The sequence below is a fragment of the Oribacterium parvum ACB1 genome, from assembly GCF_000238055.2.
GTDB lineage: Bacteria > Bacillota > Clostridia > Lachnospirales > Lachnospiraceae > Oribacterium > Oribacterium parvum.
Window position 1 is genome coordinate 803,303 of sequence record NZ_KE148312.1, and the last position, 17,417, is coordinate 820,719.

At 42.2% G+C, this 17,417-nt stretch carries 12 protein-coding genes and 1 other RNA gene; 1 reads left to right on the forward strand and 12 read right to left on the reverse strand.

What is annotated here, in order from left to right; genetic code table 11:
* Position 1: 1 nt before the first annotated feature.
* The 7 genes from HMPREF9625_RS03680 to HMPREF9625_RS03710 all read right to left on the reverse strand — a co-directional run bounded on the left by HMPREF9625_RS03680 (position 2) and on the right by HMPREF9625_RS03710 (position 10,428).
* Positions 2–760 (reverse strand): tRNA threonylcarbamoyladenosine dehydratase, encoded by a 759-nt coding sequence (locus HMPREF9625_RS03680; protein ID WP_009535662.1) that lies wholly within the window; start codon positions 758–760, stop codon positions 2–4.
* A 169-nt stretch (positions 761–929) separates the two neighbouring features.
* On the reverse strand, positions 930–1,466 hold the full coding sequence (locus tag HMPREF9625_RS03685; RefSeq protein ID WP_009535663.1) for a biotin transporter BioY: 537 nt from the start codon (positions 1,464–1,466) through the stop codon (positions 930–932).
* A gap of 26 nt (positions 1,467–1,492) precedes the next feature.
* Positions 1,493–2,557 (reverse strand): type I phosphomannose isomerase catalytic subunit, encoded by a 1,065-nt coding sequence (locus HMPREF9625_RS03690; RefSeq protein ID WP_009535664.1) that lies wholly within the window; start codon positions 2,555–2,557, stop codon positions 1,493–1,495.
* Between the two features lie 24 nt (positions 2,558–2,581).
* Positions 2,582–5,299 (reverse strand): transglycosylase domain-containing protein, encoded by a 2,718-nt coding sequence (locus tag HMPREF9625_RS03695; RefSeq protein WP_009535665.1) that lies wholly within the window; start codon positions 5,297–5,299, stop codon positions 2,582–2,584.
* A 207-nt stretch (positions 5,300–5,506) separates the two neighbouring features.
* Positions 5,507–7,060, reverse strand: a complete 1,554-nt coding sequence (rny, locus tag HMPREF9625_RS03700; RefSeq protein WP_009535666.1) for a ribonuclease Y — start codon at positions 7,058–7,060, stop codon at positions 5,507–5,509.
* Positions 7,061–7,201: 141 nt separating this feature from the next.
* Positions 7,202–8,635, reverse strand: a complete 1,434-nt coding sequence (locus HMPREF9625_RS03705; RefSeq protein ID WP_009535667.1) for a DHHW family protein — start codon at positions 8,633–8,635, stop codon at positions 7,202–7,204.
* Between the two features lie 191 nt (positions 8,636–8,826).
* Positions 8,827–10,428 (reverse strand): MBOAT family O-acyltransferase, encoded by a 1,602-nt coding sequence (locus HMPREF9625_RS03710; protein WP_242826660.1) that lies wholly within the window; start codon positions 10,426–10,428, stop codon positions 8,827–8,829.
* A 510-nt stretch (positions 10,429–10,938) separates the two neighbouring features.
* On the opposite strand from HMPREF9625_RS03710, the gene ffs reads away from it, so the two are divergent.
* Positions 10,939–11,038: signal recognition particle sRNA small type (gene ffs, locus HMPREF9625_RS11150), an RNA gene on the forward strand.
* A gap of 31 nt (positions 11,039–11,069) precedes the next feature.
* On the opposite strand, the gene HMPREF9625_RS03715 is transcribed toward ffs, so the two are convergent.
* The 5 genes from HMPREF9625_RS03715 to eno form a co-directional block, all read right to left on the reverse strand.
* Positions 11,070–11,924 carry a TatD family hydrolase gene (locus HMPREF9625_RS03715; RefSeq protein ID WP_009535669.1) on the reverse strand — a complete coding sequence of 285 codons (855 nt, stop codon included), beginning with the start codon at positions 11,922–11,924 and terminating at the stop codon, positions 11,070–11,072.
* A gap of 111 nt (positions 11,925–12,035) precedes the next feature.
* Complete coding sequence (locus HMPREF9625_RS03720; protein WP_009535670.1) at positions 12,036–12,812, reverse strand: TraX family protein; 777 nt, start codon at positions 12,810–12,812, stop codon at positions 12,036–12,038.
* Between the two features lies 1 nt (position 12,813).
* Entirely contained in the window at positions 12,814–14,871 is a 2,058-nt protein-coding gene (gene metG, locus HMPREF9625_RS03725) for a methionine--tRNA ligase (protein WP_009535671.1), read from the reverse strand.
* A 340-nt stretch (positions 14,872–15,211) separates the two neighbouring features.
* Positions 15,212–15,688: a hypothetical protein gene (locus tag HMPREF9625_RS03730; RefSeq protein ID WP_009535672.1), complete on the reverse strand. Its 477-nt coding sequence runs from the start codon at positions 15,686–15,688 to the stop codon at positions 15,212–15,214.
* A gap of 397 nt (positions 15,689–16,085) precedes the next feature.
* On the reverse strand, positions 16,086–17,381 hold the full coding sequence (gene eno / locus HMPREF9625_RS03735; protein WP_009535673.1) for a phosphopyruvate hydratase: 1,296 nt from the start codon (positions 17,379–17,381) through the stop codon (positions 16,086–16,088).
* Positions 17,382–17,417: the final 36 nt, after the last annotated feature.

Genomic DNA, 17,417 nt, shown 5'->3' on the forward strand with positions numbered 1-17,417 from the left:
ACTATTTTTTTCCCAGTAAATCTTTTATAACTTCTCCCCCTAATATAAACCCGCAAATCGGAGGGACAAAAGCTATCGAGCCGGGAGTATCTCGTCTAGACGCAGACGTCCTCCCTTCTTCAAGGCGGGAAGAAGAGTCTATTCTCTTCTTCTCTTCCTCTCTGTTCAGAGGACGAGTAGGCTCTTCCTCTGAATAAACCACTTTCAAAGACTCTATGCCGCGTTTCTTGCACTCTCTTCGCATAATTTTTGCCAAAGGGCAGACTTTGGTTTTATAGATATCCGAAACCTTAAAAGCGGTCGGATCCAGTTTGTTTCCCGCTCCCATAGCGCTGATAACGGGAACTCCCAGACGATGTGCTTCCATAATCAGGCCAAGCTTTGCCGTTACCGTATCCACCGCATCAATTACATAATTATAGTCGGAAAGACAGAATTCATCTTTATTTTCCGGCAGATAAAAGCACGGAAAACAATGCACTTCACAGTCAGGATTGATGCTTCGGATTCTCTCCGCCATCACTTCTACCTTACTTTTTCCCACTGTTAAATCCGTTGCAATAATCTGTCTGTTGATATTGCTTAGGCTGACAAAATCATTGTCTACCAAATCAATTCTTCCTATTCCGCTTCTTGCCATGGCCTCCACGGCATAGCCTCCTACACCTCCAACGCCAAAAACAATTACCTTGGATTTTTTCAGTTTTTCCATAGCTTCTCGACCCAACAAAAGCTCTGTTCTTTCGAAGCGTTCCGCCATCCTTACTCCATTCTATCCTACTCTTTGTTTCTCACGAAAACTCAGCCTTCAATAATTTATATCCGTGCTATCGTCTATGCACTACTATATGGATTGCTATATCTACTTTACACACACTTCATCACGCATTGTAATATATAGGATTCGCTGTATATTTCTATACATTGTGCTATATGTTTTTCCATAGCCTTACTGCAGAGCGCAACTTTTTACCCAGCTTCAATGCAATAAAAACTTTGATGCAATCCGGAACAATAAAGGGTAGCACTCCAAGGGATACTGCCTTTGCCGTATCCAGTGAAAGAACCTTGGCAAGCCATAAAGTTCCAAATAAATAGCAAAGTGCAATGCCGATTAGGAAGAATGCGTACTGAACAACAAAAAGTCCGGGGAAATGATCCAGACCGAATCCTCCTACAATGCTCAAAAACAGCATTCCGAAAAGATATCCTCCTGTAGGCCCCAAGAGCTTTCCAAGTCCCGCTCCGTAATTGGAAAACACCGGAAGCCCGATTAAGCCGAGAAGCAAGTAGATCAAATAGGATATCGTTCCCATTTTTCTCCCCAATACCGCAACCGTTAAACAAACCGCAAATGTACCAAGTGAAATCGGCACAGGACCGACAGGTATGGATATTGGTGACAGCACTGCCATAACTGCCGTCATTAAAGCTAGTACGAGTAATTCCTTAATCTCAAATTTCATAAAAAGTCTCTCCTTGATGTCTCTATCTATAGTTCTAAAAAGCTGAGTATCCACTCTCCTTCTCCGGAAAAAAACAACTCTCCTCTTCCTGCCGGAATAAAAAATCCGTTCCCTTTTTCCGCTTTTATAGAATGGATAGGATTTTGTGATTCCGGGCTCTCCTGCCAACTTAACTCAGCCTTGCCATCCACCAGCATTGCAAATAAAAAACTATCTTCGTTTACTTTTCGCCTATAAACTTCTTCCGAAGCGGTCTTTAACCGTTCCACCGTAAAATATTTGCAAGATCCTAGACGTTCAATATAAGACAGCCTAGGTTTCTCCTGCTTTTTCATTCCTTCAGAAGATGCACAGTTTCCTATATTCTCCGAAGTAAACCGAGCAGGCATTTTTGCAAGTCTTCCGGTATGCAATACCTTTAGTGCTTTCTCAATGTGTAATTCTCTTTCTTTTCCATACTTATCCTTCCGTCCATAATCATAAACGCGGTACGTTAAATTTGAATTTTCCTGTACTTCCGCAAGTAGAATTCCTGCACCGATAGCATGTACTGTTCCTGCCTCAATGAGGAATACATCTCCCTTTTCTACCGGGATTTTTTTGAGTAAGTCGGTAAGATAGTTTTCTTGAATTGCCTTCTGAATTTCTTCTTTACTGTAGTCCTCTTTAAAACCCAGATAAAGAAATGCGCCTTCCTCTCTTTCCAGGATGATCCACATTTCCGTCTTTCCCAGCTGTCCCTCATACTTAAGCGCATACTCATCATCCGGATGGACCTGTACAGAAAGAGGAAGCTTTGCATCTATCAGTTTGATCAGTATCGGAAAGAATGCAAATTGTCCGGCTATTGTCCCTAATGCTTCCGGGTGTCTCTCTAAAAACAGAGAAAGCCTCTCCTTTCCCTCTGCCGGTGACGGATCAATAGATGGTGCTTCTGCCGGTAAAATCCGACTTTCCCCATCTTTATGACAGGAAAGCATCCATGCTTCTGCAAGTGCTGTCCCTGAGTAAGTAATATGATATTCGCTCTTTAATTTTTCTCCCCCCCAAAGGTAATCCTTACACGCAGCTTCCAGCCTATATACTTCCATCTCTCTCCTTCTTCCGTCTCAATATTACGGACTTACTCCGGGTCCATTTTCACTATCCGCCTCTCCGGGAAAATTCCCTTCTCCGGGTCCGTTATAAAAGGGCGAGCCTCCACCTGAACTACCGCTGTCCGAACTTCTTGTCGGAAGCTTTCGAACTCGATTGATAGCTTTTTCCAGTTGATGGCTAAGCGATGCAAAATCCTCCGTACCATTTAAGTCTTTCAGGCGCTCTATTGCATCGGCAATAAGAGCTTCCGTATCTCCATCCTGATATTCCAGGCTTTGCAGGGCGGTAAGAGAAGAAAGAAAGGCCTCTCTCTTTATATTACGGGAAGTCTTATCCTCTGACTCTTTTACTTTACTCTCTTCCATCGACTCATTACGACTGGACTCTTCTTCCTGCTTTTTTAAGTATTCTTCAATTTCATCTTTCCGGTCTTCCTCAATTTTTAGAAATTCCTTCTGCTTAGCAAAAAGCTTTTCCTGATACTCCGCTTTAAACTTTTCATCGGAAATCTCATTTAAGAGCTCCCGAATTTCAGAAAAAAGGGCTCTCGCTGTAAAAATATCCTCGATACTTGCAATCTTAAGATTTTCATATCTTTCCAAGTCTCTCATTACAGTCTGTTTATTATCCTTTTCTTCCTTCTTCTTTTGACTTTCTTCTCCCTTTTTCTTCGCACTTAAAGAAACGTAATCCATTATTCCGCTTTGTTCATCCGTAACTTTTTCTACTGTATCGGGTTGCACCCAATCCTCCGCAGGAAGGCCTTCATGGATGGTATCCATCACATTTTTCCATATCTTTCCTGCATAAGTTGCGCCGTATATTCCCGGCATTTCCACGGGCATATCGTGTCCTACCCAGACCGCCATACTGTAATACTTGGTGTAGCCGCAGAACCAGGTGTCCTTTGAGCCGTTACTGGTCCCCGTCTTACCCGCTGCGGGCATCTTATTCTTCAACTGAAGTCCACGTCCGGTTCCATACTCCGTATTTATAGTTCCTTTCAGGATATCGGTCATAATAAACGCTGTATCCTCACTATATACCTGTGTGCTTTGAAGACTGTTCTCATCCGCTACAACACCGTTCTTCTCCGACTCTATTTTTAAAATACAGGTCTTTCCATCATAAACTCCGCCATTTGCAAGAGTGGAATACCCCTTTGCCATGTCAACAATACGAAGACCATTTGTGAAGCCTCCTATGGAAACCGCCATTGCATCATAATCTCTGAGACTGATTCCAAGAAATTGCATTTTTTCCAGATATTCTAATCCGTTCTTGATTCCTACAGCCTCCAAGACCTGCCAAGCTACTGTATTTAAAGAGCGATTGGTTGCTTCTCTGAGTGTGACCTCCCCGTGGTAGTTTCCACCTGAATTGGACGGACCGTCCTCCCACTTATGGTCATCAATCAAACTTGCAGCACGAAATACCCCAAGATCCAGCGCCGGCGCATAATCCAGTAAAGGCTTAATAGCAGAACCCGGCTGCCGGAAACTCAGATAAGCACGATTGTACTTATCCTCCGTTCCTCTACCTCCGATTGTTGCTACCACATATCCACTTTTATTATCTATGATAACAGCCGCTCCCTGCATGGAGAACTTGCCATTTTCCTGTACTTCCTGGAATTTGGAAAGGCTTTGATCGAGAATTTCCTGTGCCTGCGCTTGAATCTCCGGATTCAAAGAGGTATAGATCGTATATCCGCCCGCCCGAAGCTCCCTATTGTAATATGCATAGCTTTCCTCGTACTGCTCCTGATAATTTTCCTTCTCCGTCTGATCTTTAAAATGATAGGTAAAGGGAAACTGATTTACCTCCATCATACGAATCGTTGCAGCGTATAAAGCATAGGCACTAAGATAATCTTCATCCGTCGACTTCTGTGTGTTTTTTGAAATGGTAAATTCAGTAGAAATCGCTTTCTCATACTCTTCTTCGGAAAGGTAGCCCACCGTTTCCATTGATTTCAATACTTGATTTCGCTTCTTAACCGCCCTATCAGGATGACGCAAAGGATCGTAACGAGTGGGGGCATTCGATATTCCCGCCAAGGTTGCCGCCTCTTCTATACTCAGGTCTTTTGCCGCTTTATCAAAATAAAACTGACTGGCAGCCTCTACACCATAGCAGTTATTGCCATAGAAGTTCGTATTGCAATAAATCTCCATGATGTCTGCCTTGGAGTAACGCTTTTCCAATTCCTGTGCCAAGATGATTTCTACAATTTTTCGAGTATAGGTCCGCTCCGCCGTCAGATATGTATTCTTTACCACCTGCTGCGTAATAGTGGATCCGCCTTGGGTAATCTTTCCCTTATTTTTTACCAGCTGCACAAAAGCCCTTAATGTAGCCTTGTAATCCACACCATTGTGGCTTAAGAACTTTCTATCTTCCTGTGCAATATACGCACGTTGAAGATTGGGAGAAATCTGATCAATCGTAACGTAGACAAAATGTCCGGCATTGATGGTTCCCAGCGTTTTCCCTTCATAATCCAAAACCACGGTATCCGAGCGTTTTGTTAAATCCTTTAAATTGCTCCCTGCAAGCTTTTCATACGCAATTCCTCGAAGACGACTCAATTCCGGTTGGATAAAGAAAACAAATCCCACAACGGAAAGAACTGTCAGTATAGCTGCTATGGATAAGAAAAATTTTACAAAAAATCCAAGCAGGGAACGTTTTTTTGTTCCTCTCTTTCTACCCTTTCTACTCTTTTCTTCCATTTCTTACCTCATGTTCTAATTCCACACAAGTTTCACACAACATAGCTTATGCAAAAGAAACCACAGATTTTGCAAACAATACTTGCCACAAACAAGATACTGCACACTTCGCGAGTAATACTCCTTAAGAATTACAAATTCGGCACAAAGCCCTTAAAGACTTTGTGCCGCTCTACTTAAGCCATAATGTAGGAAAGCCCAAAGCTCTTACTTCGCATAATCTACCGCTCTTGACTCTCTAATAATATTGACTTTAATCACACCGGGATACTGCATCTGATCCTGAATCTGCTGAGAAATGTTTCTTGCCATAATAGTCATATCATCATCGCTGACCTCTTCCGGAACAACCATGATTCGCACTTCACGACCTGCCTGAACAGCAAAGGACTTTTCTACACCCTGATAAGAGTTGGCAATCTCTTCCAGCTCCTTCAAACGATTGGTATAGGTCTCTAAGGACTTTCTTCTTGCACCGGGTCTTGCTGCAGAGATCGCATCTGCCGCTGCCACAATAAAGGAAATCATGGATGTCGGCTCTGTTCCGCCATGGTGAGATGCCACCGCATTGATAACTACTTCCGGCTCATGATACTTTTGACAAAGTTCGATTCCCAAGTCAACATGGCTTCCTTCCACCTCATGGTCAATCGCCTTTCCAATATCATGAAGCAGACCTGCACGCTTTGCAAGACGTGTATCCAGTCCCAACTCCTGCGCCAAAAGTCCGGATATCTGTGCAACCTCCATGGAATGCTGCAACGCATTCTGTCCGAAGGAAGTACGGAACTTCATTCTTCCCAAAAGGAAAATAAGCTCCGGATGAATTCCGTGAAGCCCCAGCTCCAAAGTAGCGGACTCTCCCTCTTCCTTTATGGTATCATTTACTTCTTTTCTACTCTTCTCAACCACTTCTTCAATTCTGGCAGGATGAATACGACCGTCCACAATTAACTTTTCCAGAGCGATTCTTGCCACTTCTCTACGTACCGGATCAAAACCGGAAAGTACAACCGCTTCCGGTGTATCATCTACAATCAGCTCTACTCCTGTAAGCTGTTCCAAGGTGCGAATGTTTCTTCCTTCACGTCCGATGATTCGTCCCTTCATTTCATCATTAGGAAGTTGCACAACGGAAACGGTAGATTCCGTTACCTGGTCAGCCGCACATCGTTGGATAGCCTCCACGATATATTCTCTTGCCGTCTTTTCCGCCTCTTCCTTTGCTCTGGCATCATATTCTCTGATAATCAAAGCGGTATCATGCTTGATACTGTCTTCCACGGACGCCAAAAGCTCCTGCTTGGCCTGATCTCTGGTCAATCCGGATACTCTTTCCAACTCTACCAATTTTTGATTATGTAGTTGCTCAAGTTCTCCCTCTTTAGACTGCAGTCCTTCCTCTTTTCTTAAAAGCTCTGCTTCCTTTCGTTCTAAACTTGCCGCCTTCTTCTCGGAGCTTTCCTCCCTTTTTAAAATTCTTCTCTCTAACTCAGTAACTTCTTTTCTTCTGTCTTTCAGTTCCTTATCCAGATCATTCTTCGCCTTTAAAGCTTCTTCTTTTGCTTCCAGTAAGGCTTCTCTCTTTTTATTCTCTGCTGTTCTGATGGCATCATCAATAATCTCTCTGGACTTTTCCTCGGCACTCCCTACCGTTTTTGCATAAATAGACCGCTCTTTATTTTGTCCGAGGATAAACATGATGACCCCTACCACAGCTGCCACGATCACGGTAATGGCGATTGCCAATGGCTGGTTCACTGTTACTACCTCCTTCAATATTCCTTTGTTAATGTACAAATATGTGAGGCAAATATTTTCTTGCGAAATTTACGGATTCCATATTTATTCATCAATATAACGTATCTATTTTAAGGTATCGGAAAACATGTGTCAACGACATTAGCGGAACAAGCTCATCATTTTCGCAGACAGACTTTCTCCCACTCCCATCACATTGTTCACGAATAAAATCTCATTAATTTCCTTCTCTTCTATAAGCTCCGGTAATTTCTTATCATAATACCTATAATCTATGACATAAATATTTTTATAGTTTTGGGCCAAAAAGGGGATGATTGCATTTCCATAGGAGTCCTTAATGACAATAAGATTCTTCTCTCCGTTTTCATTGTGGATTTCCGCATAAGGATGATCCCCCAACATAAAGCAATTATATTTATTTCCCGGAAGCATCTTTTCCGCATCATTGATAAGATTGCCGGAATACTCCTTCCCGGAGGCATCCAAAAATCGCATATCATTTACTTCTCCGGTATATGCAATGACCGTATCCGGATTTCCTTTCATAGCCTCAGGACGGTTCATATAAAAATAAAATGTACCGTAAAAATCCTTATACTCCGCCTTTGTAAAGCTCTCCAGCGATTTTGCAGCAAGTCCCCTCTCCTTACAAAACTCCGCGTAGGCATAGTAAGCCCCGAGCTGTGTCCAGTGATGGTCTGTCCGAAAATAAATATACTCCGTTTTATGCCGCATAAGAGAACTGAACACATCAATACTATGGATTTTCGGATTCATCAAACTGTAGGTATAGGAAATCGCCTGATCCATGCCGGAAGATGCCAACTTTTCTTGTATTTGCGGGTCCAGGAGGATGCCGAAAGAATTCGGTGCAATCAGGGTGCTGATTTCGAGATTCGGGTATAAGCTTTCTACTGTATTTAAAAGGGAAGCATAGCTTCTGACTCCTTTTTCACTGAAATAATAAAGCTCAAAGGCTTCCTTTCCACTCAAATACAGGCTCCCCACCGTTTCACCCTGTAAGGCAACATCCGCATCCGCCTTTTGAATTTCAAGATTTCCTTCCGCATCCGTTTCAAAATTTTGTTCTTTCTTGTTCTCCGAGGAAGAACCATTATCCGACGATGCCGAATCGGAAGCAGTCTCTACTTCCCTTTCCGTATTCTTTCCCTCGTTTGAAACAGGACTGGTCTCTTCTATGTTTTCTATAGCAAAGGTTTCTGCCATCTCTCCTGTTTCCGGAATGCTCTCCGCTACATTTTTCCCTTCGCCATACAAAACATCTCCCTGAAAACCATAAAGATTTTGTACCTTTCCGGACAGAGAAAGCCACTCCTCTTTGCCCGGATAGCTGTCCTGGTACCAGCTGGAAATGTCTTTAAAATATTGCCCGTTTAATACTGCATAAACGGAAAACGCAGGGAAATGTTTCAGCTCCCTTTTTTCCTCATCGGAATAGCTTTTTCGTAAAGGAAGAGCTATTCCGAGAACAAAAACGCACAGGAAAAAGAGCAATATAACAGAAACTGCAAGCGCTTCATATATTGTTCCCTTCTCTTTATTCCAATTCATCCCCTACCTCCCGCTACTTCTTTTACTCCGCCACAGCTCTCTTTTCTTCCACAGCCATCTTTTCTTCCACAGCCATTTTTTCTGCTATTTCTATCTTTTCTGCTATTTCTGTCACTCCTATTAAGAAGGTCTTTTTCCTGAAATGACTCTTATAGTCACTAAATCTTTTTTATTTCAAACTACAATCTTAATTAAAATTGATTATATAAAAACGGGGTATAACTTTGTCCAGCCATTGCTGCAAAAGAAATGCATAAAGCCAGTAAAGCTAGCAGTATTTTCACAAAGTAATACATCTTCTCTCCATGATCCAAGAAGAAAATAGTCCACTTCGTCTTTCTTTGAATCTTCTTTAAAGCTATGCTATGTCGTTTCAGCTCTTCCTCCGAAAGACCGGATTCTTCCTGCATTGCCTCTTTAATATCTTCTTTGATATCTTCTTTAATATCTTCTTTAATATCTTCTTTAATATCTTCTTTGATATCTTCTTTGATATCTTCTTTGATATCTTCTTTGATATCTTCTTTGATATCTTCTTCAGTTTCCACACCAAACTTAGGTCTTGCATCTTCATCTATTGTATCTTCATCTATTGTACCGACATCTATTGCGCCTCTATCTTTTATCTCTTCCATATCGGCTTCCTCCTCCATACCGTAGAAGCCTTCCTCTTCTCTCTTTCCTTTCTTCTCTTTCCGGATACGTCCGCGAAGCATTAAATCCTCGCAAAAAGCATTCAGCTTTTGAAAAAGACTCGTTGAAAAAAGGACAGCTAAAAGAAAAAGGAAAATATGATTTCGAAATAAAATCAGACTTCTTCCATCCGAAAATGCATTTCCGCTCAAGAGAAAAAGGCTCTTTAAAACATTTTTCAAAACAGCAAAATTCGAATAGCGGAAAAAAATCCAAGAAATAAAAACAACAACAAGAGTGTAGATATGCAGCACTACCGTCTTACCATAAGCCGGATTAAAAATGTTCCATTTGCATTTTTTCTCTATTTCTTTTTCATGTAAAGCCGGCTCATTTATATTTGCCTCATCCTTTTTCCGAGCAGGAAGATGAATCGGAAATCTATGGATTATATGCTTCATAAGCAACTCCATAACGATAATCATAAAATAATATAAGCCCCAAAGAATGAAGTTTGCTGTTGCTCCATGCCACATTCCGGTAAGAATCCAGATCACAAGAAGATTGATTACTCTTCTCCCAAAGGAGAGACGATTCCCGCCTAAGGGGATATAGATATAATCCCTAAAAAAGCAAGAAAGGGAAATATGCCAGCGACGCCAGAAATCCCGGATGCTCTTTGCTTCATAAGGATAATGGAAGTTCTCGGGAATGCTAAATCCCACCATTTCACCAATACCGATTGCCATATCCGTATAGGCTGAAAAATCAAGATAAATCTGTAGCATAAAAGCAAGACTTGAAAAAAAGACCGCCAAAAAAGAAGGCGCATTGCTTCCCTGCACTGCCAGACCTGTCAGTCTCTCCATAGGAAGAAATGAAGTGGAAAGCTTTCCCAGCTCATCCGCCAAAATCATTTTTTTCCACAATCCGAACGAAAAGCGGAACAATCCCTGAGAAAGGTTGGTGAAATTACTCTCTCTCGATACAATCTCCCCTCTCATCTCTTTATAACGAAGAATCGGTCCTTGGGAAATAACAGGAAAAGCAAAAGCATAAATTGCAAAATGGAAGAAATTCTCCTCCGGCTCCATGCCTTCCTTACAGTCCGCAAGATAAGAAATCAGACGAAAACTGTAAAAAGAAATTCCAAAGGGCATAAGCCCTCTTATCCATTGCGGAAGGAAACGAAAAAATACACTGTACTTAAAAAAGAGAAGTGGTAGTAAAAGGAGAACAATGCTAAAGGGAAAGAAATACTTTTTCTCCGTCTTTAAGCGCTTTGCGGCATAAAAGCTGAACAAACTAAGTAACAGCAAAACACCAAGGGAAATCAACCCCTGAAAAAGCAAAAAAACAATCGAAAAGAAGAGAAAAACTAAATTTTTCCCTCTACTACTCTTACTTATAAAAGAAAAAAATAGAAACAGGGGAAGAAATGCCCCTACAAATATCATTTCCGAAAATTGCATAGTCCCCTCTTACTCTTGATTAAATCATTTCTCTACTTGATGTCTCATTCATCTTTGACTTTCCATTTTCTATGATCCTAATACCTCTTTCCTATTCAAGCTTTTTTATGTCCTAAATTGAGAAAGTGCGGCAAAACTGCATAGACTTGCAAAGCCTTGGAAAATCCGTTATACTTCTACTACTTCGGGGGCAATGAAGCTTGGGCCCCACGCAATGGGAGATACCGAACCGTGTCAGGATGGGAACATAGCAGCACTAAGGTAAACCTTTCATGTGCCGTGGGTCATCCTGGGTGGAGTTCCCGAAGTTTTTTATTTTCAAAACTCGTCTATTGTATCCTATACACTTTTTCCCCATTCTCTGCTGTTACACGAATCACTTCCTCAGCAGAAATTCCTTTTAAATCAGCAAGAAAATCCACTACATAACGAAGATTTCCAGAATAATTTCTCGTACCTCTTACCGGAACAGGAGCCATATAAGGACAGTCCGTTTCAAGCACAATATGCTCCAAGGGAATCTCCTCCGCCACCTGCTTCAGCTTTTTTGCATTGGTAAAAGTCAATACACCGCCAATCCCAATCATCATACCAAGCGATACAAAGTCCTTAGCCACTTCCAAAGGATAGGAGAAACAATGCACAATGCCTCCGTTTTTATAGGCCTTATGATCCCTTACAATGCGAAAACTATCCAAGGCCGCATCTCGCGAATGAATCACAATCGGAAGATTTCTCTTTTTCGCAAGTTCAATCATGGAAATGAAGCATTCCTTCTGCATTGCGGGCTCCGGGTCAAAGTCCTCAAAAACTTCTTCCCCTCTTTTTTTCTTCTCCTCATCCTGCTCTTTTTCGATAGGACTTCGCTTATCCAATCTATAGTAATCCAAACCAATCTCTCCGATTGCAACTACACTCTCGGAATAACTCAGCTCTTCCAGCTTTTGGAAAGAATCAGGATTGAATTCATTGGCATTTTGCGGATGAAAGCCCACAGCGCTATAGACCGAAAGGCCTGTTCCCCGATATTCTTCGGCTAAATGTACGGCTTTCTCCGAGCTTTCCAAATTGTAACCGATTTCACAAATTCGGTCCACTCCTTCTCCCGGAAGCCCTTTTATTAAGTCATCTCTATCCGAATCAAAAGATTCGTCATTGTAATGACAGTGCGTGTCAAATATCATCATCTTCTCCCTACTACTTTTTCTCTACCATCGCAGTTACACTGCCTGATTCCTATTGCAAAATATATTTCGACTAAAAGAAAATTTTTAAATAGCATTTATCATGAAATTCTACGCTGTGATTTTGGCACCGAAATAAATCAAAAGATAAAACAAAGTTAAATGCAAAGGATAGTAAAAATAAAAGAGTCTTCCCAAGGGAATACGCCCTTTTTCTCCATTGTAGAAAAAGATAGGAATAAAACTGAGGGCTGCCGCTCCAAAATTAGCCAAGGACAGTGATATGGAGAAAAATATTCCCGAAGCAATGCGAAGTGCCTTTTCCTTTCGAAAATTATATAAAGAAGCAATAAGAAAAATTCCTAAAGCTCCGTAATCGCATCGTAGTAGCTCTGCCAAAGCGGCACAGATGAGTACCGAAGTCCATTTCAAAATAGACTTTCTCCGAAATTTCTTCATAAAATACATTGCAGCAATTCCCAAAGATAAGGTAAAACCGATATTTTGTGCGGAAAAATTATACCATTGATTATAAAGACAAAGATCAAAGGGGACTTCCGAGAAAATAGCCATAAGAAGTACACGGAAGAAATATTTCTTCCTATCTTTTGTATGAATAAAGCCCTCTGTTAAGAGGAAGGCAAAAATCGGAAAAGCCAGCCTTCCGATGGTCCGGAAAATATGATACAGCTGCATCAAGCGTTTTCCTTCCGCTGTAGCAATTGCCATTTCATGATACTCTGTAGAAAAGCCATAGAGATTCCCATTGTAAATCACGATAGCAGCATAATGATCTATGGTCATGGAAACAAGGGCAAGAAGCTTCAGCAAATCCGCTGAAACCCCTCCCCCTTTTTTCTTTGTGTCCAGTGCAGTCAATGCAGTCATATTATGCGATATCCGCTCCTGCAGGCATATCCCGCAAAGAGGTCATAAGTGATAAAATCTCTTCTCCGTCCTGCTCAAACGCTGCAGACAGAAGCATACCCTGAGACTCATAGCCGGCAATCATTCTGGGTTTTAAGTTCACAAGAACCATTACCTTCTTTCCAACCAAATCCTCCGGATGGTAGGCCGACTTGATTCCGGAAAGAATCTGCCGAACTTCTTCTCCAATTTGTACCTTGAAGAGTAGAAGTTTCTTGGATTTCTTCACCTCTTCCGCATGGAGAATCTTGCCGATACGGAAATCCAGCTTTTCAAAGTCCTCATAGCTTACTTCGTCTTTATAAGGAAGCACTACAGGATTTGCATCCTTAGCTGCGTCGCCTTCCGCTACAGGTTCTTCCGTTCTTTCTTTAGCGCCGCTCTTTCCTTCCTGCTTCTCCTCTTCCAAAGAAGCCTTACGAATCTGCTCTTCGGTAATCTTCTCTACTTCCTTTTCGATTTCCTTCCAATCTTTTCTGTCAAATAAGGTAGAAGGATTCTCGGAAACCTTTGTTCCGGACGGATAAAGACCAAACTCGCTAAGCTGTTCAAAGGCTCTCTTTTCCGTAGAGAGTTCTTCTAAAATCGTCTTTGCAGTACCCGGCATAAAGCTCTCCAAGAGAGATGCTCCGATTACAATAGACTCCGTCAAATTGTAAAGCACAGTCTTAAGGCGTGGAGCAAGCTCCTCTTCTCTTGCCAAAACCCATGGCTCTGTCTCATCAATATATTTGTTGGAACGTCTAAATATCTCGAAAATAGCAGTAAGCGCGTCGGCAACCCTGTGCTCTTCCATCTTTTCAGTAGCCACCCTCGCCTGGGAAAGCACTGTATTCTTTAAATCTTCATCCACCGGATCTACTGCAGAGGTTTTTTCTACAACTCCCTCAAAATACTTATTGCTCATCGCAATGGTACGCTTCACAAGGTTTCCTAAAATGTTCGCAAGCTGAGAATTGTAGCGCTCTACCATGAGCTCCCAAGAGATTACGCCATCATTCTCAAAAGGCATCTCATGCAGAACAAAGAAACGAACCGCATCTACACCAAAGAGCCGAACGAGGTCGTCCGCATAGATTACATTGCCTCTGGACTTGGACATCTTTGTGCCTTCTTCCGCCTTTCCTGCCGCAGTAAGAAGCCATGGGTGTCCGAATACCTGTTTGGGTAGAGGAACGTCCAAGCTCATCAGGAAAATAGGCCAGTAAATCGTATGGAAACGAACAATATCCTTTCCGATGAGATGTAAGTCTGCCGGCCAATATTTTTTGTAGTTCTCACCGTGTGCACCTTCCGTGTCATAGCCGATGCCGGTAATATAGTTTGTAAGCGCGTCAAGCCACACATAAACTACGTTTTTCTCATCGAAATCTACAGGGATGCCCCAGGTAAAGGAAGAACGGGAAACACAAAGGTCCTGTAATCCCGGCTTTAAGAAGTTGTTCACCATCTCATTTTTACGAGAAACAGGCTGAATAAACTCAGGATGAGACTCGATATGCTCCATTAAGCGGTCCGCATACTTGGACATCTTAAAGAAATAGGCATCCTCACTCGCCTTTTCCACAGGACGGCCGCAGTCAGGGCATTTTCCGTCTACAAGCTGGGAATCTGTCCAGAAGGATTCACAGGGAGTGCAGTACCAGCCCTCATATTTACCCTTGTAAATATCCCCTTTTTCATACATCTTCCGAAACATCCTCTGAACTTGCTTCTCGTGATATGGCTCCGTTGTACGCATGAATTTATCGTAGGAAGTATTCATCAAATCAAAAATACTCTGAATCTCTCCTACAACTTCATCGACAAACTCTTTCGGTGTCTTTCCGGCGTCCTTCGCCTTTCCCTCTATCTTCTGTCCATGCTCATCGGTTCCGGTCATAAAAAACACATCATATCCCTCGTAGCGCTTAAAACGTGCCATCGCATCCGCAAGGATAATTTCATAGGTATTTCCGATATGCGGTTTTCCGGATGCATAAGCAATCGCCGTGGTAATGTAGTATGGTTTTCTTTCCATGGACTCTCCTTTTTTCTTCCCTTTTCAACTGCTCCGCCCCATTCTTTTCTTCTTTAATGGAAAGCGAAAAAATAACGATTCTAGTCTAGCATAGATTTTTCGTTAGTCAATCTTTCCCAATTTATCTAAAGTCAATCTTATAGCCAAAGAAAGGCTTACCTAATAAAAAGTCTTTCTGTTTTGTCTTTTCTTGATTTAAGAGAAAAGATATAGGCTTAAGAAGCATTCCCTTTGAGAGATGAACATCTCTTCGGTATACAAAAATGGTGCGGAATCCCCGCACCACTCAATATATAAACACCCTATACATTATTCCTTTTTAATTTATTTCTCTAAAAAACTATTCCTTAGAAAGAGCGTCTGCCGCATCACTTGCAGCATCTTCTACTTTGGCTGCTGCTTCTTCTACCTTGGCTGCAGTCTCTGTCCCTACGGATTTTGCGTCTTCCGCCACCTGCTCCACAGTACTGCTTGCAACATCCTTTGCCTTCTCAGCAGCATCCTTTGCCTTCTCAGCAACATTCTCTACCTTTTCTGTCACGTCAGCCTTCAAAGCCTTCAGCTTTTCCTGGATTTCGGCAATCTTAGCCTGAGCAGCATGAATCTCGTCTACGAAGTCTTTAAACCCTTCTGCAGGCGCATTCTGAAAATCTTCAAAATACTTCTTACCGATCTTCCCGTAAACAGCAGAAATCTTCCTTTCTTCATCATGAATCATGGAGTTGAACTTAGCAGTATCTGCCATTTCCTTTCCCTTTTGCACTACTTCCTGACTTGCACCGGAAATCTTCTTTCCAAGTTCATCAAAAAATCCCATAGGCACCTCCTACCGTAACCTCTACAAATACTTCTTCATTCTAACATTTATTTTCTTAAAATTCAAATTAATATGACATTTTTTATTATCCTTAAAAAACGATTAAATTTAGATACTTTCCTCACTTATCGCTATACATGCTTACGTCTTTATATACCTGATCCTTTGCAAGCTATGTCTTTGCAAGATACTTCTTTAGTAATATGCCTCTTTGTATGCTATCCCTTTACATTTTCACTTTAAATAGTTTTCCGGAAAGAAATAATAAAAGAACCCGAGAGGGATTCATTTCGATTCCTCTCAGGTTCTTTATTCTTATGAGCTGTCACAGATAAAGCCGAAACAGCATTTACTTTCTATTCATACTCGCAAAATGAGCATCGCATATTCCTAATTATTACTTTCTGTTGAAAGCACCGAAACCGGGATAGCAAGCACCCTCGCCAAGCTCCTCTTCAATACGAAGAAGCTGGTTATACTTTGCTACTCTCTCGGAACGAGAAGGAGCACCGGTCTTGATCTGGCAGGTATTTAATGCTACCGCAAGGTCAGCAATAGTGGTATCCTCCGTCTCTCCGGAACGGTGAGAAGAAATAGCGGTGTATCCTGCCTTGTGAGCCATCTTGATAGCCTCTAAAGTCTCGGAAACGGAACCGATCTGGTTTAGCTTAATGAGAATAGAATTTCCGCATCCAAGCTTGATTCCTTTGGAAAGACGCTCTGTATTGGTTACGAAAAGGTCATCCCCAACGAGCTGAACCTTATCTCCAAGCTCCTTCGTCATCTTCTCCCAGCCTTCCCAGTCTTCCTCATCGAGTCCATCCTCGATAGAGTAAATCGGGTACTTCTCTACTAGGGACTTCCAGTGAGCAATGAGCTCATCAGAAGTGAAATCCTTTCCGGACTTCGGCTGATGATAGAAGCCCTTACCCTTTTCGCTCTTCCACTCGGAGGAGGCTGCATCCATAGCCAGAACGAAGTCCTTACCCGGCTCGTACCCTGCTGCCCTGATTGCCTTTAAGATGTGCTCAATCGTATCTTCATCGGAAGCCAAGTTCGGTGCGAAACCACCCTCGTCACCTACTGCAGTGGTATTTCCCTCATCCTTTAAGATCTTCTGAAGAGCGTGGAATACCTCGGTACACCAACGAAGACCCTCACGGAAGGAAGGAGCGCCTGCCGGCATAATCATGAATTCCTGTGTATCAACGGAGTTGGTAGCGTGTGCTCCACCGTTTAAGATGTTCATCATCGGAACAGGAAGACGGTTTCCGTTTGCACCGCCTAAGAAACGATAAAGGGGAATATCTAAAGCATTGGCTGCAGCCTTGCAGGTTGCGATAGAAACAGCAAGGATAGCATTAGCACCGAGCTTGGACTTATCCTTTGTTCCGTCAGCTTCAATCATAGCGCGATCTACTGCATAGATATCCATCGGATCCATGCCAAGTAAAACATCATTAATAATAGTATTAATATTTTCAACAGCCTTGGAAACACCCTTTCCGCCGAAACGGGACTTATCGCCGTCACGAAGCTCCAGTGCCTCGAACTCACCGGTGGAGGCACCTGACGGTGCAGTACCTCTTCCAACAGTTCCGTCAGTTAAGGTAACCTCCGCCTCAACGGTAGGATTTCCTCTGGAGTCAATAATCTCTCTTCCAATGACCTTCTCAATCTCTAAGTAGCTCATTATGCCCTCTCTTTCTTATGCAAATCCTTTGCATAA

Bases quoted from the DNA above. Each gene is read 5' to 3' on its own strand.
- HMPREF9625_RS03680 (WP_009535662.1), bottom strand. From the start codon at position 760: ATGGCGGAACGCTTCGAAAGAACAGAGCTTTTGTTGGGTCGAGAAGCT.
- HMPREF9625_RS03685 (WP_009535663.1), bottom strand. From the start codon at position 1,466: ATGAAATTTGAGATTAAGGAATTACTCGTACTAGCTTTAATGACGGCA.
- HMPREF9625_RS03690 (WP_009535664.1), bottom strand. From the start codon at position 2,557: ATGGAAGTATATAGGCTGGAAGCTGCGTGTAAGGATTACCTTTGGGGG.
- HMPREF9625_RS03695 (WP_009535665.1), bottom strand. From the start codon at position 5,299: ATGGAAGAAAAGAGTAGAAAGGGTAGAAAGAGAGGAACAAAAAAACGT.
- HMPREF9625_RS03705 (WP_009535667.1), bottom strand. From the start codon at position 8,635: ATGAATTGGAATAAAGAGAAGGGAACAATATATGAAGCGCTTGCAGTT.
- HMPREF9625_RS03710 (WP_242826660.1), bottom strand. From the start codon at position 10,428: ATGCCCTTTGGAATTTCTTTTTACAGTTTTCGTCTGATTTCTTATCTT.
- HMPREF9625_RS03715 (WP_009535669.1), bottom strand. From the start codon at position 11,924: ATGATATTTGACACGCACTGTCATTACAATGACGAATCTTTTGATTCG.
- HMPREF9625_RS03720 (WP_009535670.1), bottom strand. From the start codon at position 12,812: ATGACTGCATTGACTGCACTGGACACAAAGAAAAAAGGGGGAGGGGTT.
- metG (WP_009535671.1), bottom strand. From the start codon at position 14,871: ATGGAAAGAAAACCATACTACATTACCACGGCGATTGCTTATGCATCC.
- HMPREF9625_RS03730 (WP_009535672.1), bottom strand. From the start codon at position 15,688: ATGGGATTTTTTGATGAACTTGGAAAGAAGATTTCCGGTGCAAGTCAG.
- eno (WP_009535673.1), bottom strand. From the start codon at position 17,381: ATGAGCTACTTAGAGATTGAGAAGGTCATTGGAAGAGAGATTATTGAC.